Source organism: Cohnella terricola (genome assembly GCF_007786475.1).
GTDB lineage: Bacteria > Bacillota > Bacilli > Paenibacillales > Paenibacillaceae > Cohnella > Cohnella terricola.
In genome coordinates this window covers 344,168-368,659 of sequence record NZ_VNJJ01000006.1, presented here as the reverse complement: position 1 = coordinate 368,659, position 24,492 = coordinate 344,168, and the positions used below count along the sequence as shown (strand labels likewise).

26 protein-coding genes and 1 tRNA gene are annotated in these 24,492 nt (G+C 52.8%); 22 read left to right on the top strand and 5 right to left on the bottom strand.

Features of this window, described 5'->3' with window-relative positions:
- The first annotated feature begins 28 nt into the window (after positions 1–28).
- Positions 29–520, top strand: coding sequence for a DUF4446 family protein (locus tag FPZ45_RS13640; RefSeq protein WP_144702547.1), 492 nt, complete (start codon positions 29–31; stop codon positions 518–520).
- Here the strand turns inward: FPZ45_RS13640 and yyaC are convergent.
- Positions 495–1,115 carry a spore protease YyaC gene (gene yyaC, locus FPZ45_RS13635; protein ID WP_144702544.1) on the bottom strand — a complete coding sequence of 207 codons (621 nt, stop codon included), beginning with the start codon at positions 1,113–1,115 and terminating at the stop codon, positions 495–497. The two genes, FPZ45_RS13640 and yyaC, sit on opposite strands and share 26 nt — an antisense overlap.
- Before the next feature lie 131 nt (positions 1,116–1,246).
- Between yyaC and FPZ45_RS13630 the strand changes: the two genes are divergently transcribed.
- The 4 genes from FPZ45_RS13630 (at position 1,247) to FPZ45_RS13615 (ending at position 2,782) form a co-directional block, all read left to right on the top strand.
- Complete coding sequence (locus FPZ45_RS13630) at positions 1,247–1,492, top strand: putative Se/S carrier protein (RefSeq protein WP_186438387.1); 246 nt, start codon at positions 1,247–1,249, stop codon at positions 1,490–1,492.
- A 21-nt stretch (positions 1,493–1,513) separates the two neighbouring features.
- Positions 1,514–2,377, top strand: a complete 864-nt coding sequence (locus FPZ45_RS13625; RefSeq protein WP_144702541.1) for a mechanosensitive ion channel family protein — start codon at positions 1,514–1,516, stop codon at positions 2,375–2,377.
- Between the two features lie 31 nt (positions 2,378–2,408).
- Positions 2,409–2,630: a DUF951 domain-containing protein gene (locus FPZ45_RS13620; protein ID WP_144702538.1), complete on the top strand. Its 222-nt coding sequence runs from the start codon at positions 2,409–2,411 to the stop codon at positions 2,628–2,630.
- A gap of 61 nt (positions 2,631–2,691) precedes the next feature.
- Positions 2,692–2,782 (top strand) — tRNA-Ser (locus FPZ45_RS13615).
- A gap of 589 nt (positions 2,783–3,371) precedes the next feature.
- Here the strand turns inward: FPZ45_RS13615 and FPZ45_RS13610 are convergent.
- On the bottom strand, positions 3,372–3,560 hold the full coding sequence (locus FPZ45_RS13610) for a YjzC family protein (protein WP_144702535.1): 189 nt from the start codon (positions 3,558–3,560) through the stop codon (positions 3,372–3,374).
- 176 nt (positions 3,561–3,736) lie between these two features.
- Here FPZ45_RS13610 and rpsF point away from each other — a divergent pair, with 176 nt between their 5' ends.
- The 5 genes from rpsF (at position 3,737) to vanT (ending at position 7,327) form a co-directional block, all read left to right on the top strand.
- A complete protein-coding gene (gene rpsF / locus FPZ45_RS13605; RefSeq protein ID WP_144702532.1) occupies positions 3,737–4,024 on the top strand; it encodes a 30S ribosomal protein S6 in 288 nt (95 codons plus the stop codon).
- A 68-nt stretch (positions 4,025–4,092) separates the two neighbouring features.
- On the top strand, positions 4,093–4,590 hold the full coding sequence (gene ssb, locus FPZ45_RS13600; RefSeq protein ID WP_144702529.1) for a single-stranded DNA-binding protein: 498 nt from the start codon (positions 4,093–4,095) through the stop codon (positions 4,588–4,590).
- Between the two features lie 20 nt (positions 4,591–4,610).
- The gene (gene rpsR / locus FPZ45_RS13595) at positions 4,611–4,937 is read left to right on the top strand and encodes a 30S ribosomal protein S18 (RefSeq protein WP_144702526.1); all 327 of its coding nucleotides are present in this window, start codon (positions 4,611–4,613) and stop codon (positions 4,935–4,937) included.
- Positions 4,938–5,126: 189 nt separating this feature from the next.
- Entirely contained in the window at positions 5,127–6,185 is a 1,059-nt protein-coding gene (gene vanG, locus FPZ45_RS13590) for a D-alanine--D-serine ligase VanG (RefSeq protein WP_144702523.1), read from the top strand.
- Positions 6,182–7,327 carry a serine racemase VanT catalytic subunit gene (gene vanT / locus FPZ45_RS13585; protein WP_144702520.1) on the top strand — a complete coding sequence of 382 codons (1,146 nt, stop codon included), beginning with the start codon at positions 6,182–6,184 and terminating at the stop codon, positions 7,325–7,327. Before vanG ends, vanT begins: the two co-directional genes overlap by 4 nt.
- Before the next feature lie 27 nt (positions 7,328–7,354).
- Here the strand turns inward: vanT and FPZ45_RS25340 are convergent, their stop codons facing one another.
- Both FPZ45_RS25340 and FPZ45_RS25335 read right to left on the bottom strand, forming a co-directional pair.
- Positions 7,355–8,311: an ABC transporter permease gene (locus FPZ45_RS25340; RefSeq protein ID WP_186438386.1), complete on the bottom strand. Its 957-nt coding sequence runs from the start codon at positions 8,309–8,311 to the stop codon at positions 7,355–7,357.
- Entirely contained in the window at positions 8,304–9,224 is a 921-nt protein-coding gene (locus FPZ45_RS25335; protein ID WP_186438385.1) for an ABC transporter ATP-binding protein, read from the bottom strand. The genes FPZ45_RS25340 and FPZ45_RS25335 overlap by 8 nt, the downstream gene beginning before the upstream one ends.
- 299 nt (positions 9,225–9,523) lie before the next feature.
- On the opposite strand from FPZ45_RS25335, the gene FPZ45_RS13575 reads away from it, so the two are divergent.
- The 9 genes from FPZ45_RS13575 to FPZ45_RS13535 all read left to right on the top strand — a co-directional run bounded on the left by FPZ45_RS13575 (position 9,524) and on the right by FPZ45_RS13535 (position 19,817).
- Complete coding sequence (locus FPZ45_RS13575) at positions 9,524–10,555, top strand: LCP family protein (protein ID WP_186438384.1); 1,032 nt, start codon at positions 9,524–9,526, stop codon at positions 10,553–10,555.
- A gap of 108 nt (positions 10,556–10,663) precedes the next feature.
- On the top strand, positions 10,664–11,104 hold the full coding sequence (locus FPZ45_RS13570) for a CBS domain-containing protein (protein WP_144702517.1): 441 nt from the start codon (positions 10,664–10,666) through the stop codon (positions 11,102–11,104).
- Positions 11,105–11,133: 29 nt separating this feature from the next.
- Positions 11,134–13,119, top strand: coding sequence for an amidohydrolase family protein (locus tag FPZ45_RS13565; RefSeq protein ID WP_144702514.1), 1,986 nt, complete (start codon positions 11,134–11,136; stop codon positions 13,117–13,119).
- Between the two features lie 152 nt (positions 13,120–13,271).
- On the top strand, positions 13,272–13,574 hold the full coding sequence (locus FPZ45_RS13560) for a MazG-like family protein (RefSeq protein WP_144702511.1): 303 nt from the start codon (positions 13,272–13,274) through the stop codon (positions 13,572–13,574).
- Between the two features lie 5 nt (positions 13,575–13,579).
- Positions 13,580–14,491 (top strand): DUF2232 domain-containing protein, encoded by a 912-nt coding sequence (locus FPZ45_RS13555; protein WP_186438383.1) that lies wholly within the window; start codon positions 13,580–13,582, stop codon positions 14,489–14,491.
- A 73-nt stretch (positions 14,492–14,564) separates the two neighbouring features.
- A complete protein-coding gene (locus FPZ45_RS13550; RefSeq protein ID WP_144702505.1) occupies positions 14,565–16,529 on the top strand; it encodes a DHH family phosphoesterase in 1,965 nt (654 codons plus the stop codon).
- Positions 16,526–16,969, top strand: coding sequence for a 50S ribosomal protein L9 (gene rplI / locus FPZ45_RS13545; protein ID WP_144702502.1), 444 nt, complete (start codon positions 16,526–16,528; stop codon positions 16,967–16,969). The genes FPZ45_RS13550 and rplI overlap by 4 nt, the downstream gene beginning before the upstream one ends.
- Before the next feature lie 4 nt (positions 16,970–16,973).
- Positions 16,974–18,350: a replicative DNA helicase gene (dnaB, locus tag FPZ45_RS13540; protein WP_144702499.1), complete on the top strand. Its 1,377-nt coding sequence runs from the start codon at positions 16,974–16,976 to the stop codon at positions 18,348–18,350.
- Positions 18,351–18,527: 177 nt separating this feature from the next.
- A complete protein-coding gene (locus FPZ45_RS13535) occupies positions 18,528–19,817 on the top strand; it encodes an adenylosuccinate synthase (protein WP_144702496.1) in 1,290 nt (429 codons plus the stop codon).
- An 835-nt stretch (positions 19,818–20,652) separates the two neighbouring features.
- Here the strand turns inward: FPZ45_RS13535 and FPZ45_RS13530 are convergent.
- Positions 20,653–21,225: a GbsR/MarR family transcriptional regulator gene (locus FPZ45_RS13530; RefSeq protein ID WP_144702493.1), complete on the bottom strand. Its 573-nt coding sequence runs from the start codon at positions 21,223–21,225 to the stop codon at positions 20,653–20,655.
- A 265-nt stretch (positions 21,226–21,490) separates the two neighbouring features.
- Between FPZ45_RS13530 and proV the strand changes: the two genes are divergently transcribed.
- From proV to FPZ45_RS13515, 3 genes are read left to right on the top strand one after another with little or no spacing between them, the layout of a single operon-like run.
- Positions 21,491–22,690, top strand: coding sequence for a glycine betaine/L-proline ABC transporter ATP-binding protein ProV (gene proV / locus FPZ45_RS13525; RefSeq protein WP_144702490.1), 1,200 nt, complete (start codon positions 21,491–21,493; stop codon positions 22,688–22,690).
- Positions 22,687–23,532 carry an ABC transporter permease gene (locus FPZ45_RS13520; protein WP_222430776.1) on the top strand — a complete coding sequence of 282 codons (846 nt, stop codon included), beginning with the start codon at positions 22,687–22,689 and terminating at the stop codon, positions 23,530–23,532. Before proV ends, FPZ45_RS13520 begins: the two co-directional genes overlap by 4 nt.
- Positions 23,532–24,437 (top strand): glycine betaine ABC transporter substrate-binding protein, encoded by a 906-nt coding sequence (locus FPZ45_RS13515; RefSeq protein ID WP_144702486.1) that lies wholly within the window; start codon positions 23,532–23,534, stop codon positions 24,435–24,437. The genes FPZ45_RS13520 and FPZ45_RS13515 overlap by 1 nt, the downstream gene beginning before the upstream one ends.
- Positions 24,438–24,492 lie beyond the last annotated feature (55 nt).

The following is a 24,492-nucleotide window of genomic DNA, read 5'->3' as shown; positions in this document are numbered from 1 at the left end:
AGCGAGAGACATTGGGGGAGAAAGAAAAATGGATAGTTGGAACGATCAAATCGCCATGGCCGTCGCGGCGGGAACGGGCGTGCTTCTTGTCGCTACATTCGTGTGGCTTGGCGTGTTGTCCAGCAAGCTTCGGAAATTAAAAAAGTCGCATCAGCAAATGATAGGCGAGACCGGCGTCCCGAATATGGAAGAAGTGATGAATGTCATTCACGAAAGGTTGGCCGCGCTAGACGGTAAACAGAATCTTCAGGACGAAAAAACGGAGAAGAATGAAAAACGCCTCGCGTCCTTGATGGGACGAGTCGGCGTTCATCGGTTCAATGCTTTTTCCGATTCGGGGAGTGATCTGAGCTTCTCCATCGCGTTCGTGAACGAGGATCAAGACGGAGTGGTCATCACCGGAATTCACGGTAGAGAACAGACGTTCCTCTATGCGAAGCCGATCGATAAAGGTCAATCCGCATATATGTTGACTCCGGAAGAGAAGACCGCTATTAGTCTGGCAATGCAAAAGGGATGACCTTATTTTTGCGGGTATTATGTACGGCGTTCAGTAGACTTTGCGCGATGATCTCAGACATCTTGACGACGAGATTCAGGCGAGTGTTCTGAAGAACAAAATACTCCATGAACCCCCCGACGTTCACAATTCCAGTCATATGAATATCGCCGACGGGAGGAAGCTCCTTGTTCACGCCGGCACCCGGCCGTACGGGACCCGACCCGAGCTGGATGCAACCAACACTGGAGACTTGTCCGAGACAGGCGTCGATGGCGATAACGAAAGGCTGACGCGAAGATCTCATGATTTTGAGCAACGTATCGCCCAAGTTCATGGCATGAACAGGCTCCTCCAACGTTCCATAAAGATCGAACAAGGGATTGCTCTCCCGAGATAAAGCGGTTCCGACCAGCGGGCCGAGGGAATCTCCCGTCGAGCGGTCCGTGCCCACGCAGACGATAACGACGCGTCGCTCCGGCGACAAAGCATCCAAATAGTCCTCGAGCTTCTTGGACAATCGCTGCAATACGGTTGGATCGTTAAAAGGAATTTTTAAAGAGAGCGCCGCCGATTCCGGTGCAGAGCTCGGATGTTTCTCCCAAGCGCCGTTCATTCGTCCGATTCGCCTCCTACCCTAGTATGTTACTAGTATATGGACAGAAGAACGTATTTATACTTGGAGGATCGCAATGATCGATTGCGGGCGAAGCCGGAAACAAGTACGATAGACAGGAGGCTAGCGTATTGGACACTCTATTGATCGCCTTCGATTCCACGCAACAAGCGCTGCGCGCGGAAATGCTGCTCGAGTACGCGGATATCGAGATTGATATTTGCCCTACGCCCAAAGAGATCACCGCGGGGTGCGCGTTGTCCATTGCGTTTCCAAGCGTCGAACTGGAACAAGTAAAGCGGATCATCGTCTCTGAAAACGTAGAGATTCGCGGATTGTTCGAGAAGACGCCCGACGGCTACGATCGGATTCATTGAGTCAAAGGAGATATCAAGCCGATGCGCATTCTAACACTTGCGGAAGCTGCGATAACGGATGAGGGTCTATGGAATCAATTCATCAATAAAATATGGGATTTCATTCTCGATACGGAGATGTGGACCTCTGTCGCCTTGGTTCTCCTAAAGGTCGTCCTAATCTTTCTCGTAAGCCGTTTGGTGCTGATTGTCGTCAATCGGTTTATCGATCAGGTCACGAGCGAGAAACGATCGCGAAAGCTCAAGCTGAGAACGCGGCGCGTGCAGACGATGGGCAGATTGCTGAAAAATGCAGCCTCTTATATTATCAACTTTATTGCGATATTATTGATACTAGGGGAATTTCATATTCAGATTGCGCCGCTGCTAGCGGGGGCGGGAGTGATCGGGCTGGCGATCGGTTTCGGGGCGCAAAGCTTGGTTAAAGACGTCATTACCGGATTTTTCATTATTCTCGAGGATCAATTCGCGGTAGGCGACGTCATTCAGACCGGTTCGTTCAAGGGAACGGTAGAGATGATCGGACTGAGGACGACGCGAATTCGCAACTGGACCGGAGAAGTGCACATCATTCCGAACGGCTCGATTACCGAAGTAACGAACTTCTCGGTAAATCCATTGCTTGCGGTGGTCGATATCTCGACCACGTTCGATCGTACGATCGAAGAGATGACGTCCACCATTCGGAACGTTCTGAATCTGATTAAAGACGCGAACATTACCTCGACACCGGAAGTGCTCGGCATTCAGACGATTGCGTTTAACCAAATGACGATCCGCATAACGGCAAGATGCAAGCCGAACACGACGGGCGAAGTGACCCGACTGATCAACACGGAAGTGCAGAAGGCACTGGAACTGGCCAGAGAGAAGGAAATTACGTAACCGATCCGGCGATCAAAAGGGAGGGGCGGAAATGGAGCGCAAAACGTTCGAGCTTGGAGATGTCGTGCTGATGAAGAAGCCCCATCCATGCGGGGCCAACGAGATGGAGATCATCCGAATGGGGATGGATATTCGGATTAAATGCGTCAATTGCAAACATAGCATTTTGCTGCCGCGCGCCAAATTCGAGAAGAGCATGAAGAAGATATTGCGTCCTGCCGGCGAAGCGTCGACCGGTGATCAAGCGCCGTAAAAACTGGAGATACAAACCAGTTGCAAGCCGAAAATAAATGTGGTATGCTTTTTCTTGCTGCGGAGAGGTACCCAAGTGGTCCAAGGGGGTTGACTCGAAATCATCTAGGCGTCGCAAGGCGTGCGTGGGTTCGAATCCCACCCTCTCCGCCATAAACAAAAAACAAGTCCGATTCCTGAGAAGGAATCGGTTTTTTGTATTCCAAGTGCGAATAACGATGAAAAACATCGTTGTTAACCAAGGTTGGCACCAGGCGTAGACCCACAGCGATACAAAACATCGTTATTAATGGCATGTTACGTTCAAAGCACTAACGTATCCAGAGCATAACGATGAAAAGCATCGCTAATGCGGGAGCGTAAGGGGTGCACATAGGGAATAGCGATATAAAACATCGTAATAGATCGAATAGGGGAGCGTGAGGGTTCCAAAAAACCGCCCTCCGAAATAACGAAGAACCCTTCGCAGGGTTCTTCGGGCGACGTGTATTTGAGTTGCTTGGAGCTTCGTAACCACGTTCGTTGCTGACTCAAGTCAGCGCTTCGGTCTACCGGATTTCTCTAACACTAGGTGTTACAGATGTGTGTCTTTAGCACAACCCTCCGTTTCCCTACTCCGACAGGAACGCCTCTTCTTGCGGTTGTTGCCCGAAATCGTTCAACGGAACCACACCTCTCGTTTGCCGTCGCCGAAATATAGAATGTCCCGATTGATTCCGTACTATTCATCCGATAACGAAAATTATCTCTGACGTTTGAGCTTTTTCCACTTGCGGTTATGGTTCGAAGTTTCCGGGAACCTCTCGCCTTTGCGCAAGACGACGTGCTGCGGGTTATTGACCCCCATATGGAAGGAATCTTCTCCCACTTCCATGTATTCTCCGTCGTTCGGAGCGCGTTGACCAGGCTCGAATTGCGTCTGCTCGCCCATGACCTTCACCCCCTGTCTTAGGGGATAGTGTAGCGCGAATTTCCTTGCGATATTCGGGCTGTTGTGATAAAGTATTCAGGTATGCTGTATAAAGCATACTCCTTGCTCCTCAGCCGATGGTCAAGCCGTCGGTTTGCCAAGTGAGGGGCCAAAGACCTAAAGGAGGTGAACGGAAGATGCGCAACTACGAGTTGATGTACATCATCCGTCCGGACGTGGAACAAGAAACCGTTCAAGCTGTCACGGAGAAATTCCAGGGCATCATCGGGAACGGCGGAGAGATCGTAAAGCACGACATCATGGGTAAACGTCGTTTGGCTTACGAGATCAACAAGCACCGCGAGGGGACGTATGTGTTGGTTCATTTCAAGGGAACGTCGGAAATCGTGACGGAACTTGAGCGCGTTCTGAAGATTACGGACGAAATCATTCGTCATATGGTCGTCAGAGAACAAACCGCGTAATTAACCGCACAGCACCGGGCGGATGTCCGCCTCAAGCCTAATGTCATGTCTAGTGGAGGGAAGCCGCGATGTTGAATCGAGTCATTCTCATAGGGCGCCTGACCAAGGATCCCGAATTGCGCTACACGCCTCAAGGCGTCGCCGTTACTCAGTTTACGCTGGCGGTAGACCGTTCTTTCTCCGGTAATCGTGAAGAAAGAGAAGCGGACTTTATCCCGATCGTAACTTGGAGACAGCTGGCCGAGACGTGCGCCAATTATCTTCGTAAAGGCCGTTTGGCCGCTGTAGAAGGACGCATTCAAGTGCGCAACTACGAGAACAACGAAGGCCGACGCGTATATGTGACGGAAGTGATTGCCGATAACGTTCGATTCCTGGAATCGGCCAACCGCGAGAGCGGCGGGCAGGCTCGGGACGAAAGCTTCGGCGGAGCTCCGAGCGCAAGCGGCGGCAGTGGATATAGCGGTGGCAACCGCAGCTCTGGCTCTCGCAATAGCGGCAGCAACGATCCTTTCGCCGACGACGGGCGACCGATAGACATATCGGACGATGATTTGCCATTTTAACTGGAAAGGACGGATAACAAATGAGCGAACAACAACAATCAGCGCCAGCTGCACGTGAAGAGCGCCCTGCGCAAGGCCGTACAGGCGGCGGAGATCGCGAGCAACGCGAGCCCCGCAAATTCCGCCGTGGCGGACGCAACAAGCGTAAGAAGGTTTGCTACTTCACCGTTAATAAAATCACTCACGTCGACTACAAAGAGTTGGACCTGCTTCGCAAGTTCATCAGCGAGCGCGGCAAAATCTTGCCACGTCGCGTAACGGGAACGAAAGCGAAATACCAACGCATGTTGACTGTAGCGATCAAACGCGCTCGTCAAATGGCTCTTCTGCCATACACGACGGAGTAAGATAGCGATCGAATAAAAGCCTCTCAGACTACATTAAATTGTAGGCCTGAGGGGCTTTTTGCATATAATAACTTAATATTTGTTAAGATTTGGGCGGCAATCTTCAAGGTTTCATCAGCTTTTATTTAGCGAATATTTGTATCCTTTCCGTATCATGGTGACTAGTCATGATAAGGAGGTTATCCGAACGTGCAAAAAATCGCGCTTGGTATCGTGTTCGGCGGCTGTTCGAGCGAATACGAGGTTTCATTGTCTTCCGCTGCGGCTGTCATCGATCATCTTGATAGAGATAGGTTCGAATTGATTCTTATCGGGATTACAAGAGAGGGACATTGGCGCCGTTACTATGGGGAGTCGGAGCTCATTCGGGAGGACAGTTGGACCTCCCATCCGGGATGCGTGCCTGCCGTTCTGTCCGCGAGCAGGGACAAGAAAGGTTTGGTCGAGTTCGTCGGAACCGAATTCAGATTAACTCCCCTCGACGTTGTTTTCCCGGTCTTGCATGGAAGAAATGGAGAAGACGGTACGCTGCAAGGGCTGCTGGAACTCTCGGGTATTCCTTTCGTTGGCTGCGGCATGTTGTCCTCCGCGCTGTGCATGGACAAGGCATACGCCAAAACGATCGCATCGGCGGCGGGAATCGAAGTTCCGCCTTTCGTTACGGTGCTTGGCAGAGACACGATTGAAGATGCCTTCCGTATGGCGGACAAGCTGGGTTATCCACTATACGTCAAGCCGGCAAGAGCGGGCTCTTCGATCGGTATTGCCAAGGCCTATGACGAGGAGGAACTGGCGAGCGGAATCGAACAAGCGCTGCTTCATGACGACAAGCTCGTTATCGAACGCCACGTGAACGGGATCGAGCTGGGCTGTGCCGTGCTCGGGGATGCCGATCCGTTCATCGGGGAAATTGACGAGATTGAGCTGACGGGCGAATTTTTCGATTTTGAACAGAAATATACGCTAAGCGCTTCAACCATTCATTTGCCTTCGCGAATCGACGAGGAAACGGCGGCTCGGGCGAAGGCCATGGCGCTAGGGGTATATCGGGCACTCGGCTGCAGCGGATTCGCGCGAGTCGATTTGTTCCTGACGGAGGACGGCAGGCTCATGTTCAACGAGGTCAATACGATTCCCGGATTCACGGCGCATAGCCGATATCCGAACATGATGAGGCATGCCGGCATCACGTTTACGGTACTGTTGGACCGTCTGATCGTTTCTGCGCTCAAGGAGAAGCAGGCATGAATGGAAGTAAGCATCGTGTCTGGGCGGAAATCGATATGGACCATCTTGCCCACAATCTCCGACAACTGCAGCACATCGTTCCCTCCGGTACCGAGATCATGGCGGTTGTAAAGGCGGATGCTTATGGACACGGGGTATCCGGTATCGCCAAACGGCTGGAGGACGAGGGCGTGGGATTTTTCGCGGTCGCGGATGTCGACGAGGCGGTGGCGCTGCGTCGGAGAAGCATTAGGGGGGAAATTCTCGTTCTAGGCTATACGGCAACGAACCGGCTTCGGGATATTGTAAAATACTCCCTGACGCAGACCGCCGTCGGTGCGGAAGACGCCGAGCGGCTGCAAGCGTATGGCGCCCCCATGAAAATTCACGTGAAGATCGATACGGGCTTAGGGCGGCTTGGGGAAAGCTTCGAGCACCTCGATCGAATCTTGTCCATGTATCGGCATAGCCGCTTACAAGTGACAGGAACATTCAGCCATCTCGCATCGGCCGATCAAGGGGAAGCCGAGGGAAAGGCGTTTACAATCGCTCAGATCCGTCGATTCCAAGATATCCTTGGCCAGATTCGGAATGCGGGTTATGATCCGGGACGGCTCCATATCCAGAGCAGCTACGGAATATTGAATTACGAGGTAAAGGGGATGGATTTCGTTCGTCCTGGCATCGCCCTCTACGGTTTACTTAGCAGCGACGGAGACGAGACCCGAAGTGTCGTCGATCTTCGTCCCGTATTGTCTCTAAAAGCAACGGTCGTTTTGGTAAAGAAGGTACACGAAGGGGAAACGATCGGATACGGAGGATCGTTCATGGCATCCCGGAGCAGCATCGTAGCGACGTTGTCGGTCGGATATGCGGATGGAATCGCAAGGAAGCTTTCCGAACGGGGCGGCTGCGTGCTTATCCGCGGCCAGAGGGCTCGGATCGTCGGTAAAATCTGCATGGATCAAATGCTAGTGGACGTCACGGATATCGCGGATGTCCGCCAAGGCGATATAGCGACGCTGATCGGGGAAGACGGAGGACAAATGGTTACCGCCGGAGAATGGGCCTGGCGCACCGAAACGATCACGAATGAGATCGTTGCTTCGATCGGGAGCAGGGTTGAGCGGGTATATATCTCGAAAGGCCATCCAGCGTTCTAATTCGCGGAATGGCCTTTCTTGCGTATATTAGGCTGCTACGTCGCGGCGAGTAAACAAAAACCAAGAGATAAGCTGGAATACCGCGTAATAAATTGCCAGCATCATTATCGAGAAGCCAAGCGTCATCTCTGGTCTGACCGGCATATGTCCCGGGAGATATTGAGTCAGGTCGACGTTGGCAAAAAGTAGATATTTGACCCATGCATAACTGCTGAAGATACCAGTTAACACGTTGCCGATGAGCATAAACAGCAGGGAGAAGGCGATCGCCATGGACGAGCTGCGGAACGCGGCGGAGATCATGAACGCGAACGTGACATACATGAACAGCGAGATTACGGCATAACCGTATTTCTGCAGCGAGTCGACGATCATGGAACCCTCGTGCACGATTCCGTCCGCGCCAACCGTAAGATGCGGAAGACTGAGTCCGTCAATGCCCTGCAAGACGGCGCCCGCGCCGAAAGCGGCCGCGAACGAGATGGCGAGCAGCAGCAAGGCGAAACCCATTGTCGAGACATACTTGCCTAGCAAGATCTTCGTACGGGAAGCGGGCCCGACCAACAGCAGTTTAATCGTGCCCCATGTGAATTCGGCCGCGATCATATCGGCCGCGACGATCACGGTCAGGATCGTAATCAACATGATAAGCATTGCTGAATTGTTGACGAAATCCCAAAGAGATAGTTTGGTGGGGTCGATCCCGTTCTCCAAATAATACTCATTGATCTTGATTCGATCGGAAAAAAACTTGCGATCATCCGTGTCGAGATTTTTGTTGTCTTGAAGCTGCTTCTGGAAATGGACATTCTGTTGCGTCAGGTTTGTCTGCCAGTCGCCGCCCGATCCGCGGCTCTCGTCCCATTTCATTAATCCGCTCATCAAACCCAAAGCGAGGATCAAAAAACCGACCATCAACCACGTGCGGGGGCGGCGATAGATTTTCATGTTCTCGTTGCGTATCAAATTCCCCAGACTAGACAACCATCTCACCTCCGGTCATTTCCAAGAACTGATCCTCCAACGATCTCTGCGAAGCGTGAATGCCGTAGACCTCAAGCCCCGCTTTGACGAGAAGCCTAGTCATATCGGGGATGAACGACCGATCTCCCATTACTTCGATCATTCCACCCGACAAGGATACGCCTTGACCATTGAACGCCTCGGAGAGGAGCTGATAAGCACTCTGCGAATCGTCTACTTCGACGATAATTTTAGTCTGCTTGGAATTCTTCGCTTCTTGCAAGGAACGAACGTCGATCAATTTGCCGCCTTGGATGATCGCCACCCGATCGCACATGAGCTCCATCTCCGACAGCAGATGGGATGATACGACGACGGCTATGCCTTCCTCTTTGGTTAACTTGCGTAGATAGTCCCGCAATTCGCGAATGCCGGCAGGGTCGAGGCCATTGGTCGGTTCGTCCAGAATGAGGACGGAAGGTTTATGCAGAATCGCTTGCGCTACGCCAAGACGTTGCCTCATGCCGAGGGAATACCGTTTCACTTTCTCGTGAATGCGGTTCTGGAGGCCAAGCAGCTTAACGACATCGTTGATCCGCTGCTTTGTGACGCCGGAATGGCGGCGCGCGTAGTGAACGAGATTCTGGTATCCCGTTAGAAATTTATACATTTCCGGATTTTCGACGATCGCTCCGATATGCGTCATCGCTTGCTCGAACTGTTTGCGCACGGACACGCCTTTAACGAGAACTTCGCCCTTAGTCATCGAGATCAACCCGACGATCATTCGGATCGTTGTCGTTTTGCCGGCCCCGTTCGGTCCGAGAAATCCAAATACTTCCCCTGCGGGAATATCGAATGATAGATCGCTGACGATGGTGCGCCTGCCGATGGTCTTCGTGACGTTCCGAAGCTGCAGCACGGCATCTTTCATATGAATTCAACCTCCTAAAGTCATTGCCTGAGTTGAAGTATACCGGGGCGTTCATGTTTAAATAATGGTCTTGGGATGAGTTCCGGCCCTATACTTTGGTCGGGGTTGACCCAGGACGGAGGGCTCCGGGCGAGGGTGGAGGATGCTGGTTTTCGAGGAAGCTTTTCTAATGTTTAAGGAAAGATTAAGGTTCTTATGTAACAATCAATGTTCGTAGATCGTATATTTAGGGTCTACGAACAAATAGAGAGATAGCGAAAATAGACGATAAAATGGGTTAGGAGAAGGAGAGAGATAACATGCGCAAGGCAAGTCGTTTGAAAAGGATATCGATCGTTTCGGCCGCGCTGCTGCTCGTTTTGGCAGGGGTCGGTTACGCGAATCGGGGAGTATTGTCGGCTTGGGGATACGAGATCTTCTTATCGGATAAAGTCGAATCTAGCTTCGCAAATTCGTACAAGCCGCTCTCGGACCGCCCGGCGACGTCGGAGACAAAGGTAGAGGAACCGTTCAGCATGCTGCTGATGGGCGTCGATGCAAGAGCGAAGGAACGGGGCCGCTCGGATACGCTGATCTATACGGTCGTGCGTCCGAAAGATGGCAACGTACTCATGGTATCGATCCCTCGGGACACTTATGCGGATATCGTGGGCAAAGAAAAACAGGATAAGATTACGCATGCCTACGCATTCGGCGGCCCGGAGATGGCGGTCAACAGCGTGGAGAAGCTGCTCGATGCCAAGATCGATCACTATGCATCCATCAATTTTCAAGGTTTCGTGAAAGTCGTGGACACCCTGGGAGGCATTCATCTGCCGATCGGCAAGGACATCGTAAACAAAGGCGCCGATCACGAGAAGTTTACGGTCAAGGCGAACAAGGATAGCTATTCCGGCGTAGAAGCTCTTAATTATGTTCGTTATCGCGAGGATGCCGGCGGCGATATGGCGCGTACGAACCGTAACCGGGTATTTATTGAAGAGCTGATTCATAAAGCATCCTCTCTGCAGCAATGGAACAAGATTCCCGAAGTCCTCGACATTGTAGGCGACAATTTTCTTACGGATCTGCCGCCGGCGTCGATGAGCGACCTCGCGAAGCAATTTTTACAGACAGGCCATGAAATTCAAAGTTATACGCTAAAAGGCGAAGGCAAACGAATGGGCAAGCAAAACTTATGGTATTTCATCGCTGATGAGGATGATTTGAATACGGTTCGCTCGACGATCTCGGCATGGCTTAATCCGGACACGCCGGTCAGCGAATTGACGGTGCCGGGCAACGAGAACGGGTCGAATCATTCCGAATTAACGGGCAATCCTTCCTTATAATCGTGGAATAATTCCCCAGTTGACATGGTGAACGGTCGGCGGGGCGTGATATAATGGGTTTACCGGGGCAGAGTCCGCGGGCCTTTCGTTGGCACGGAGGAGGAAGTTATGAATATCGCATTTTTTCTATTGCCGAAACAAGAGGTCGTGTGCGTGCACGAAGACGCGACGCTGCGGCAAACATTGGAACGGATGGAACGCCATCGTTATACGGCGGTTCCCGTCATAAGCGAGACGGGCGAGTACAAATCCACGATAACCGAAGGAGATTTGCTGTGGTATTTGAGAGCCCATCCCGAATTGAGCTTCGATCAGCTTCATCGCGTAGCGCTATGCGATGTGCCGTTAAGAATGAATAATCTGCCCGTGAGCATCGACGCGAATATGGAGGATTTGATCTCTTTGGCGAAAACACAGAATTTCGTCCCTGTCGTCGACGACATGAAAAGATTTATCGGCATCGTAAGACGGAGCGACATTATCGATTATTGCGAGAAATTGTTGCTTTCCAGCGCCGCGAATGAAAAGGGGCTAAGAAGGGAAGCGTAGGAAAATACTGGATAACTATCGGAGGAACGATGACGCACAGTCGACGCCATTCACGCAAACGAATCAACCCTCTCTTGATCGCAATTGTTATGCTAGTCGTCGCGGGCGGTATTTGGGCAGCGACCTCCTTGTTCACGAAAGGGGATAACGGACGGTTATCCTCTCCTGAACAAAGCGCGAACAGCAAGGGGGGCGGCAAGCATCTCGGCGGGAAGCCTTCGGAATCGCTGCCGTCCGCAGATGGATCTAAAACATCGCAAGAAGATTTGATCGATACGCCGACTTCCTCGGAATTGGACAAGACCTATGACGTGGTCATTGCCGGAGGACGCGTAATCAACCCGGAGACGAAGCTGGACCGTGAAGGGTTGAACGTAGCCGTCCAGGACGGCCAGATTGCTCTCGTTACCGACCAGCCGCTTAAAGGTAAAAGGGTCATCGACGCAAAGGGGCTTGTCGTCGCACCGGGTTTCATTGACAACCTGAGCTACGATCCGAATCCTATCGGCGTCTGGAACAAAATTGCCGACGGCGTGACGACGAATATCGCCATGCACGGAGGAACGGCCAGCCCGGAGAAGTGGTATCCGTATTACGAACGCAATAAGACGCCCGTACATTTCGGAGCGTCGTTCTTCTACACGCAAGCGCGCAATCAGTTTAAGCTGAGCCGTTACGACACTGCGAAGCCGGAACAGACGCAGACGTTGGTGGATCAGGCGGAGAAGGCGTTAAACAACGGCGTTCTAGGCATCTCTTTTAGCTTGGAATACGTCCCGGGCGTAAACGATAAAGAGATTCTACCGCTCATGAAGCTGGCGCATAAGTATAACGTTCCGGTGTACTTCCACGCGAGATATTCCGCCATGGAGGGACCGGGCACGAATATCGATGCGCTTAATGAACTTCTCGGGTATGCCCGCGCATCGGGAGCCGCTGTACATATCGACCATATCAACAGCACGGGCGGCACTTTTTCCATGCAGCAGTCGCTGAAAATGGTTTCCGACGCAATCGAGGAAGGCCTTGATATCACATCCTGCATTTATCCATACGATTATTGGGGAACGTACTTGAACTCAGCCAGATTCGACGAGGGATGGCAGCAACGTTTCCGCATTTCCTACAACGATCTTCAAATTGCGGGAACGAAAGAACGACTGACCGCGGAGACGTTCCGTAAGTACCAGAAGGAAGGCAAGCTGGCAGTCGCTTACGCGATTCCTAAGCAGGATGTCATCGATTCGCTTCAAGCTCCGTTCGTCATGATCGGCAGCGATGCGATTCTGGAGCCGGGCTTCAACAACCATCCTCGCGCTTCCGGAACGTTCGCGAGAACGGTCGGCCTATACGTGAGGGAGCAGCAGGTCATTACGATATCCGATGCGATCGCGAAGATGTCGCTGCTGCCAGCGCAGCGGCTGGAGAAGCAAGCGCCTGCGCTGCAGAAGAAAGGGCGCATCGCCAAAGGCATGGACGCTGACATCGTCGTGTTCGATTACGACACGATCAGCGACAAGTCGACGGTCGAGAAGCCGGAAATCGTATCGGCGGGCATCGCGTACGTGCTTGTGAACGGTCAAGTGGCGCTGGACGAGAAAGGGATTCATAAGGACATTCGCGCTGGACAACCGATCAAGAGCGAATTCCTTCGCGTGAAATCCGGCAACGCAAAGCTGGACTGGGAAGGCGGAGAAGTCGCGCTTCTCGAATACCGCGGAAACAACTATATCGATCTTGAAGCGTTGAAAGCCCATGGCTACACGGTGAAATGGGACGAGATCAAACATGAGGCGACGGTTACCGGCGGCGCAGCCGCAGACCGAGTTGACGTTCCGAAGCCGAAAGTTGGGGAGCTCATGCTGGAGCGGGGTTATCAGCTCGCATGGGAGGACGGCAATCGCACGGAATTGTTGTCCGTGGACGAACGTAATTATGTCCCGTTGTCCGCGCTCCAAGAACATGGATGGAAACTGACGAAAGACGGTACGAATTATACAATGACGGCGGCGTGAAGAAGAAGCCGTCATAACCGCGCAAACCCGGAGGCGACAGTCGCTTCCGGGTTTTGTGTCTTGCCGTGAACGATTGAATGTATGATATAATATAGTTTGCAGCTTTCCGGACTTCCGCATCACGAACGAGTTGAAGCGCAGGAGGAATAGCGATGGAACGTGACTTGGACGTAGCGACTCGAACGCGGACGATCGAGTGGCTCAAAACCGAAGTCGTCGATCAGATGTCTCGGTTGTTCAAAGCGATCTGGGACGGTAGCACGTCCCGCGTCATCGATGGATTGGCGGGATTGATCGCGAGCTCGTATATTCTGGGAAGGCGATTGGGTATTCCATATCGCGATCTGGACCATGCCATTGCGGACAAGCTAGCCAAACTTAAACAAGAAGGACATCAATTGGAGGAGCACTACAAGGACCTCTCCGAACTGTCCGAACATATCCGCAAGAGGTGAATCGGTTGAACATAAGTTGGAAGTCGCTGGTCTGGAGCGCGGCGGCAGCCCTGTTGCTGTCATCGCTGGCGACGCCCTTGAATTTTCTGACGGTTTTCTTGATCATGCCCGCATTTATCGTTCTGTTCTCGATGTTTGACGTCAAACGATTCGCGCTGCATCTGATTCCCATAGGGGTCGTCGCGTACTTCTTGTCGGGATCATGGGGGCCTGCCATCGTTACGCTAGCCTTTTTCTTCCTCGTCCCCTCAATCGCGATGGGACACCTTTACAAGAAGGGCAGCTCGGCGAAGTCCGCAGTAACGGCGGGATTCGTCATCATATTGGCACAGGTTCTGCTAGAACTTTTGTTGTTCTCCGCTTTGTATAACATAGATCTGAAGGCAGAGTTGACCGCGCAACTCGCGAACAACTTAAAGCAATTCGAGACGACGTCCGATTTATTTCCTGCGGGATGGGCCGTCGACACGGCCAGAGCTTTCGGTGACGCGGTCATGATGTTACTCCCGACGCTGATTATGCTTTTTGCCTTTTTGCTCACAGTAACGGCGCATGGATTTTCGAGGTTGGCGCTTCGCAAGATCGGCATCGATGCACCCGCTTTGCCGCAAGCCAAAACTTGGAGAGTTTCGCGAAGCCTTGTGCTGATCTTTATCATCGCACTTATCGCTAGTTATGCGATGTCTGAAGACAGGGGCGGCTATTGGTGGATCGCGGTGATCAACCTCGTTCCAATACTGGAAATCGCATTTTTGGTGCAAGCGATCGGATTCGTCTTTTTTCTGGCGGACGCCAAAAAATGGCCGAGGGCGGTTTCCTTGTTGCTTTGCATACCGCTTCTGCTGTTCTATCCCCGGACCTTTCTTATCGGCCTGTTAGACGCAGCGTTCCCGCTGCGCAAATACTTCGTGAAATAACGCGGGAAAGCGATATGGGGGCGTAGCGAACGCCACCATTTTCATCTCGATAATAGACGGGAGCGAAGTGGATATGCCCAAGTTTCTCGTGCAACGCTGGCACGGCATGCATATCGTCTGGGCACTGGTGCTCATCTTTGTATTGACCGTGGCGCTGGCGTGGTACCAATGGGTACTCGGTTTATTAGGTTTACTGTTGGGCGGCTTTGTCGCTGGATACGGCATTCTGGCGGAGAAAGCGTTCCGGCACGACCTGGACGATTACGTTCTGACGTTGTCCCACCGGATCAAGAATGCAAGCAACGATGTCATCGGCCATCTTCCGTTCGGCATCGTCATCTATAACGAAGACAAAGAAATTCAATGGCACAATGGATTCGTCGCTGCTATCATCGGCAAGCCCTCTGTAGTGGGAGAATCGCTATTCGCGATTTTCCCGGTGCTGCAGCCACCCGGAAAGGACAAGGAACCGGGTACGGAGATTACGATCGGAGGCCGCGTATACGAGCTTCTGCTACGACAGAATGAGCGGGTTCTCTACGTTACCGACATTACCGATCGTTGGACGCTCAAGAAGCGTTATGAAGAAGAGAAGCTCGCGCTTGGAATCGTGATGATGGACAACCTCGAAGAGGTTGCCCAAGGAATGGACGAACAGCAACGGGCGCTCATGCTGTCCAAGGTGACCGGGGAGATCAACGAATGGGCGCAGAAGTACGGCTTGCTCTTGCGCAGATTGTCTTCGGACCGCTATATGATCATTACGAACCAGGCGTCGCTTAAAAACCTAGAGCAGTCGCGTTTCGAATTGCTGGACGACGTACGCGAGATTACGATCGAACAGAAGCTCCCGATGACGCTAAGCATCGGATTCGCTTCCGGGACGGACAACGTCGTCGAGCTCGGACATCTGGTGCAAGGCAGTCTGGATATTGCGCTCGGCCGCGGAGGCGACCAAGCGGTCGTCAAGTTCGGCCAGCGGCAGAGCTTCTACGGCGGCAAGAGCAACGCGGTAGAGAAGAGGACGCGGGTGCGCGCCCGAGTCATTGCCCACGCGCTGCGTGATTTGATGAAAGAAAGCGACAATATGATCATAATGGGTCATAAAATGCCGGATATGGACTCCGTCGGAGCGGCGATCGGCGTCCTGAAGGCGGCCCAATTGTATGGCAAGGAAGCTTTTATCGTTCTGGAAGGCGTCAACCCGTCGATTCAACGGATGATGGATATGCTCAGGGAAGATGAGAAGCTGATGAAGCGGTTCATTACGCCTGAGCAAGCTTTAGGAATGACGGGCAAGCGATCGCTCGCCGTCGTCGTCGATACGCATCGCGCTTCGATGGTTGCTGAACCGAGGCTGCTGCAAGCGACGGAGCGCATCGTCGTTCTGGACCACCATCGGCGCAGCGAGGAGTTTATTGACGACGCGGTACTCGTGTACATGGAACCTTACGCTTCGTCTACTTGCGAACTGGTAACGGAATTGTTGCAATATATTCACGAACGCGTATCTTTGGATATGAGGGAGGCGACGGCGCTGCTTGCGGGCATTACCGTCGACACGAAGAGCTTTGCTTTCCGTACGGGCTCTCGGACGTTCGAAGCCGCATCCTTCCTTCGCCGCAACGGAGCGGATTCGGCGCTGATTCAGCGGATGCTGAAGGAGGATCTGGAGGAATACGTCCGCAAAGCGGAGATTATTCGCCACGCGGAGATGTATCGCGAGTGCATCGCAATCGCGGCCGCCGATTCTGGCAAGCAAGTCACCCAACTGCTCATCGCGCAAGCGGCGGACACGCTGCTTAACATGACGGGGATTAAAGCTTCGTTCGTCATTGGAACAAGGCCCGACGGACTGATCGGGGTGAGCGCCCGGTCGATCGGCCAGATCAACGTTCAGGTGGTCATGGAACGGATGGGCGGAGGCGGGCACTTTACGAACGCCGCCGCGCAGATTCAGGGGACGATCGCGGAAGCGACGTCCAAGTTAAAGCACGTACTACAAGAACTCGAGAAGGAAGAGGGGTTGTTCGAATGAAAGTTATTTTTCTGCAAGACGTGAAGGGTCAGGGGAAAAAAGGCGAAATTAAAGAAGTATCCGAAGGTTATGCACGCAATTTTCTATTGCCTAAGGGAGTCGTCCAGATCGCGACCGAAGGAGCGAAGAAGACGCTGAACCAACAAACCGCATCCGCCCAGAAGAAAAAGGACAACGAGAAGAAGGATGCGCAAGATCTTGCCGCCCGTCTATCCGAGATGACGATTGTCATTAAAGCGAAATCAGGAGAAGGCGGACGTCTATTCGGAGCGATTACGAGCAAACAAATCTCCGAGGCGTTGGAGCTGCAAAAAATCGTTATCGACAAACGGAAAATCGAGCTCGACGAACCGATTCGTGTACTCGGCGTCACGAAAGTAACCGTAAAACTCTATCCAGACGTAAAGGGCACGTTAAACGTTCAAGTCGTGGAGGAATAATCGAATGAACGGAAGCGGGGACCAACACCTGATGTACGATCGCGTTCCGCCTCAGAATCTTGAGGCGGAGCAAGCGGTTCTTGGCGCGATCCTGCTTGAAGCCGAGGCTTTGATCGCGGCGATGGAGCGCTTGAAGTCGGAGGATTTCTACAGCGTCTCTCACCAGCGGATATTCGATGCCATGATTGCTCTTAACGACGACAACGAACCGATCGATCTCATCACGTTGACGGCCAGGCTCCAAGATCTGGGCCAGGTGGAAGAGGTCGGAGGCATTATTTATTTGACCAAACTCGCCAATGCGGTTCCTACGGCGGCGAACGTGGAATACTATGCCCAGATCGTCGAGGAGAAGTCGATTCTTAGACGATTGATCCGCACGGCGACGCAGATCGTCTCCAACGGCTATGCCACGGAAGAGGACGTCGGCATTTTGCTGAACGACGCCGAGGCGCGGATCATGGAAATTTCCAGCGGCCGTACCGCAACGGGATTTATCAGCATTCGCGACGTGCTCATGGAAGTGTTCGAGCGCGTCGAGTTTTTGTATAACAATCGCGGAGGCGTTACTGGGATTCCTTCGGGATTCGTCGATCTCGACCGCATGACGTCGGGCTTTCAGCCGAACGATCTCATTATCGTAGCCGCCCGTCCGTCCGTCGGTAAAACCGCATTCGCTTTGAATATCGCCCAGAACGTAGCTGTCCGAGCTTCGGAGACGGTTGCGATCTTCAGTCTGGAGATGTCTGCAGCCCAGCTCGTTCAGCGGATTATATGCGCCGAATCCAACGTCGACGCGCAGCGGATGAGAACGGGACACCTGGAAGGAGACGACTGGGAGAAGCTGTCGATGGCGATCGGTTCGTTATCGGAAGCCCAGATTTACATCGACGACACGCCGGGAATTACCGTATCCGATATTCGCGCGAAATGCCGCCGTCTGAAAAAAGAAAAAGGGCTGGGCATGATCCTGATCGATTATTTGCAACTGATTCAGGGTCGGGGCAAAGCCGGGGAGAACCGTCAGCAGGAAGTCTCTGAAATTTCCCGTACGCTCAAGCAGATCGCGCGCGAGCTCTCCGTGCCGGTCATCGCCCTATCGCAGTTGTCGCGGGGCGTCGAGCAGCGCCAGGATAAACGTCCAATGATGTCCGACCTTCGGGAATCGGGCTCGATCGAGCAAGATGCCGACATTGTCGCGTTCCTGTATCGGGACGATTACTACGACAAGGAATCGGAGAAAAAGAATATTATCGAGATTATTATCGCCAAGCAGCGGAACGGTCCGGTCGGAACGGTCGAGCTGGTGTTTCTGAAAAATTTCAATAAATTCGTCAGTCTTGACCGATCTCATAGCGAAGCCTATGCGGGCACTGCATAATTGGACGATTTAGGTCCAAATTCCGAACATTCATATGGGCAGTTTCGCTATTGTTCGTTTTTGCGTTGACTTCGCCGTTTCCAGTTGATACACTTATCATGCTGCCTGATCGCTGTTTGCGATGTCGGGTAGCATTATCATGCCGGCGTGGGGAACGCTCCGGACGGAGGGATTGCAATGTCAACAGTCGTTGTTGTAGGTACGCAATGGGGAGACGAGGGCAAAGGGAAGATCACCGATTTTCTGGCTGAGAAAGCCGACGTCGTCGCTCGTTATCAAGGTGGGAATAACGCCGGACATACGATCCTGATCGATAACAAAAAGTACAAATTGACAATGGTTCCTTCCGGTATTTTCAATGAAAACAAGCTCTGCGTTATCGGCAACGGAATGGTTATCAACCCGGCCGCTCTAGTAGAGGAAATTCAATATATCCGAGACAACGGATTTTCGACCGACAATTTGAAGATTAGTGACCGTGCTCATGTTATCATGCCGTACCACCTTGTGCTCGACGCCTTGGAGGAAGACCGCAAAGCGGACAACAAAATCGGCACGACGCGTAAAGGCATCGGTCCTGCATATATGGATAAAGCGGCCCGCAACGGGATCCGCATCGCTGATCTGATGGTCGCGGAAGCTTTCGAAGAGAAGGCTCGCGCCGTCGTCGCGGAGAAAAACCAAATCATTACCCAAATGTATAACGGAGAAGCGTTGGACGCTGACTCCATTATCAAGGATTACCTGGCGCTTGCCGAAATCCTTCGTCCGTTCGTGACCGATACTTCGGTCGTTCTGAACGATGCGATTGACACCAACAAGAAGGTGCTATTCGAAGGCGCGCAAGGCGTTATGCTCGACATCGACCAAGGAACCTATCCGTATGTTACGAGCTCCAACCCTTCGGCTGGCGGCGTATGCATCGGTTCGGGCGTTGGCCCTTCGAAGATCAAGGAAGTTATCGGGGTAGCGAAAGCCTACACGACCCGCGTCGGCGACGGTCCGTTCCCTACGGAGCTGGACAACGAGATCGGCCAATGGATCCGCGACAAAGGCCACGAGTACGGTACAGTAACGGGTCGCCCTCGCCGCGTCGGCTGGTTTGACTCGGTCGTCGTTCGCCATGCCCGCCGCGTCAGCGGTATCACGGGGCTTAGCTTGAACTCGCTCGACGTGCTGACCGGACTTGAGACAGTCAAAATCTGCACGGCTTACAAATTCCGCGGCGAACTTATGGAGCACTACCCGGCTAACCTGAAACTGCTGGAAGAATGCGAAGCGGTATACGAGGAACTTCCGGGCTGGAGCGAGGATATTTCTGGCGCGAAGAAGATCGCCGATCTGCCGGCGACGACCCAGAAGTTCATTCAGCGGATTACGGAGCTTACCGGAATTCCGATAGCGATCTTCTCGGTCGGCCGCAACCGCGAGCAAACGAACCAAGTCGCTCCGATCTACGGGAATTAAGCAAAGCGAGTAAGCCGTTCGGTAGAAATTCAGCCATATGAAGAACCTCAGATCTTACTAAGATAAGGGATCTGGGGTTTTTTCGCATACAAGGAGACCAGCGCACTGAAGCGGATTTGCTCTCTGGCCCGGGGAAATTAGCGATGAAAAACACCATACTTTCGCTTCGTGGGCCGAGTGTTGCTAGTAAGTACGATGAAAAACATCGCTTTTAGCGGAGATGCGCTACATATGCTCGCTCCCCGGGATGATTAGCGATGAAAAACATCGTACTATCGTCTAGTGGGCCAAGTGTTGTGAGTAAGTACGATGAATAGCATCGTTATTAGCGGAGATCTGCCACACTTGCTCGCTCCCGGGACGATTAGCGATGAAAAACATCGTACTATCGTCTAGTGGGCCAAGTGTTGTGAGTAACTACGATGAATAACATCGTTATTAGCTGAGATGTGCCACACTTGCTCGTTCCCCGAGACGATTAGCGATGAAAAACATCGTACTATCGTCTCGTTGGCCAAGTGTTGGGGGTAAGTACGATGAATAACATCGCTATTAGCGGAGATGTGCCACACTTGCTCGTTCCCGGGACGATTAGCGATGAAAAACATCGTACTATCGTCTAGTGGGCCAAGTGTTGGGAGTAAGTACGATGAATAGCATCGTTATTAGCGGAGATGTGCCACACTTGCGCGCTCCCCGGGACGATTAGCGATGAAAAACATCGTACTATCGCCTCGTTGGCCAAGTGTTGTGAGTAAGTACGATGAATAACATCGCTATTAGCTGAGTGGTGCGCTTATTCAGAAGAGAGAGGAATATTTACAAAAAGCCCGCCTTATTCGGCGGGCTTTGTCTCTTCCTTCGGAACCCAGTCGAAGATTTCTCCGGATTCGAGTGCGTCGATGAAACGGTCAAGCCATCTATAGTATTGGAGGGCGTGCGTCATTTTCTGAATGTCGAATTCGACCTGATCTGCCAGCTTCTCCTGACCGGGATTCTCGTCGCGAAGCTTGCGCAATTCCGCCAGTGATTTATTCAAAGACGACATATTGATCTCGAGCGACTTCCGCCACTTGATGGAGAAGTAATCGACGAAATTCTGATGCCAGTCCTCTTCGACCCCGTAGAGGTCCTTCCTCGAACCTTTGCCCCAGATTTTGCTGATCATCTTCAGATCAACGAGCGTGCGCATACCTGTGCTGATGCTTGTCTTGCTCATGCCCATCTCTTCGCCCATTTCGTCGAGCGTGACGGGACCTTCGTGAAAATACATCATGCCGTACAGATGCCCAATCGACGTGGTGACGCCATACAAATCCATGTTATTGCCGATGGAATCGACGACCCGCCGACGCGATTTCTCGATTGCTTTGATCTGATCTTCCGTTAATCCCTCGAAAGGCGTCATGCCCCTACACTCCCTATTCCTTAAACGCTACATGAGCTGAAGATATCCATTGTCTCCTATTGTAGAAAAGAGTCATTCGTAAGTAAAGATCGCGCTTCGGAAGGAAGTGTAAGGAAACGGGAGTATACAGTAAATAAAGTGTGTAAAGTTAAAACTGTACGAACTATACGGCGGGATATCAATTTTGACCCCCCAAAGAAGAGGCGTCTACACTTGTAACAGCGGCTGTATGAGAAGCATGGGATTTTTCAGAAGGGGGAGTCATATGGCGATCATTGAAGTCCGAGAGTTATCGAAAGTGTTTGGAAACGACCCGAAACGGGCTTATCGTTTGCTGGATCAAGGGTGGTCGAAGGAACGCATCGCCAAGGAAACGAAGCTGACAGTAGGCGTCAATCGGGTCAGCTTCTCGATCGAGCCCGGCGAGATTTTCGTCATCATGGGGTTGTCGGGGAGCGGCAAGTCGACATTGGTTCGGCTGCTCAACCGGTTGATCGAGCCCACGTCGGGGCAGGTACTGATCGATGGCAAAGATATCGTGCGGTTAAGCGCGGAAGAGCTGCGCCAGGTCAGGCGTAAGACGATCAGCATGGTTTTTCAGAAGTTCGCCCTGTTTCCTCATCGGACCGTACTGGAGAACGTGGAGTATGGGCTCGAGATTCAGGGAGTAGCGAAGAGCGCTCGTACGGAGAAGGCGCTAAAGACATTGGAACTCGTCGGTTTGGGAGGTTGGGCGGATAAGAGTCCGGATGAACTCAGCGGAGGCATGCAGCAGCGCGTCGGGCTTGCCCGAGGGCTGGCTAACGATCCGGACATTCTTCTGATGGACGAAGCGTTCAGCGCGCTGGACCCGCTCATTCGCAAGGATATGCAGGATGAACTGTTGGAGCTTCAGGCGACGATGAAGAAGACAATCGTATTCATTACGCACGATCTAGATGAGGCGCTGCGCATCGGCGACCGGATTGCGCTCATGAAGGACGGTGTGGTCGTGCAGATCGGGACGCCGGAAGAGATACTAACGCATCCCGCGAACGAGTACGTAGAACGCTTCGTCGAGGATGTCGACTTGTCCAAGGTGCTTACGGCTTCGCATGTCATGATCCGTGCCGAGACGATCACGATGGACCGCGGGCCGAGGGTCGCGCTGCAGCTCATGCGAGACCGCGGGATTTCCAACCTCTATGTCGTAGATAAAAGCCGGCAGCTCCTCGGTGTCGTTACGGCCGAAGCGTCTGCGGAAGCGGCGAAAACGGGCAGGGGATTGGAAGACATCCTTGTCCGGGAGATGACAACCGTCCCGCCCGATGTCCATCTGAGCGAGCTGTTCGAGGTTGTGAGCGCCGCGAAAATCCCGGTTGCCGTCGTCGACGATCGGCAGCGATTGCTTGGCATCATTATCCGCGGGGCCGTTCTGTCGGCACTGAGCGGAAACACGGAGACGGAAGCGGGTGATGCCGAATGAATCTGGATTTGCCAAAATTGCCGATCGGTCGCTGGGTAGAGACGGTTGAGGGATGGCTGGAGTCGAATGCTGGACCTCTCTTTAAGGGGATCAAGACGCTGATCGGCTCAACCGTAAACGGGCTTTCGGATGCTTTCAACGCGGTACCCGCGCTCTTGATGATCGTTCTCTTTACCGTCCTAGCCTATTGGATCGGTAGAACTAGAATCGCCCTATTCACGTTGCTCGGGCTGTACCTTGTTTATAACCTAGGCTACTGGGAGCATACGATGGAGACGCTCGCGCTGGTGCTGACCGCCTCGGTCATCTCCGTGGTGATCGGGGTCCCTTTGGGGATCGGGTGCGCGAGAAGTAACGGCTTGCAGAAGATCGTCACGCCCGTGCTTGACTTCATGCAGACGATGCCCGCGTTCGTCTATCTGCTGCCCGCCGTCGCCTTCTTCTCGCTGGGCGTCGTGCCCGGTGTGATCGCGTCCGTGATCTTCGGCATCCCGCCGACCATTCGGTTGACGAACCTTGGCATTCGCCAGGTTCCGGGCGATCTGGTCGAAGCGGCCGACGCGTTCGGATCGACGCCGATGCAGAAGCTGTTCAAGCTGCAGCTTCCGATCGCCGCGCCGACGATCATGGCGGGAGTCAATCAGACGATCATGCTGTCGCTCTCGATGGTGGTCATCGCTTCGATGATCGGCGCGCAGGGCGTAGGAGCGGATGTCTATCGGGCAGTCACCCAGGCCAAGACGGGAGTCGGTTTCGAAGCGGGCTTGGCCGTAGTCGTGCTTGCGATCATTCTCGATCGGATCACGCAAAATCTGATCACCAATAAACGAAAAGGAAAGTGATGAGTTTGAAGAAAAGCGTATATCTGTTGTTGGCAGCCGTTATGGTCTTCGCGTTCGCGCTTGCGGGATGCTCGAAAGGGGAGAACGAGGGCAAGAATACAGGTTCCCCGGCGAAAAATAAAGAGATTACGCTTGCGTACGTGGCATGGGATTCGGAGATCGCCAGCACGAATGTCGTCAGGGAAGTGCTGGAGAGCAAGCTCGGCTACAAAGTGAAAATGATGCAGGTCGACGCCGGCCCGATGTATGTCGGCATTGCCGACGGCAGCGCCGACGCGATGGTTGCGGCTTGGCTCCCGAGCACGCATGGGGATAACTATTACGAGCCGAATAAGAATAAGTTCGAGGATCTTGGCGTGAATCTAGATGGAACGAAGGTCGGATTGACCGTTCCTGCTAACATGGATATTTCCTCTATCGAGGACTTGAACAATGCGGAAATCGGCAAATCCTTGAATTTTACGATTACGGGAATCGAGCCCGGGGCGGGCATTATGATGGCCACGAGCAAGGCGATAGAGGAATACGGCTTAAAAGATTGGAAGCTGCTTGAAAGCTCTTCGGCGGCGATGACAAAAGTTCTTCAGGATGCCTATGCCAAGCAAGAACCGGTCATCGTGACGGGCTGGACGCCGCACTGGATGTTCGCCGAGATGGATCTGAAGTATTTGGAAGATCCTAAGGGGGTATTCGGAGGCGACGAGCAAATCCATACGCTGGTGCGTCTAGGTCTGAAAGACGATCATCCGGACGCTTATAAGTTCCTGGATCAGTTCGAGTGGACTCCGGCAGATATGGAATCCGTCATGGTCGATATCTACGGCGGCATGAGCGAAGAGGAAGCTTCGAAAAAATGGGTCGAGAATAACGCGGACAAAGTGAACCAGTGGATCGATGGGATCTAATTCGGAGAGACGTTGATAGAGCCGGGGGCGCATGCAGCGCCTCCGGTTCTATTTT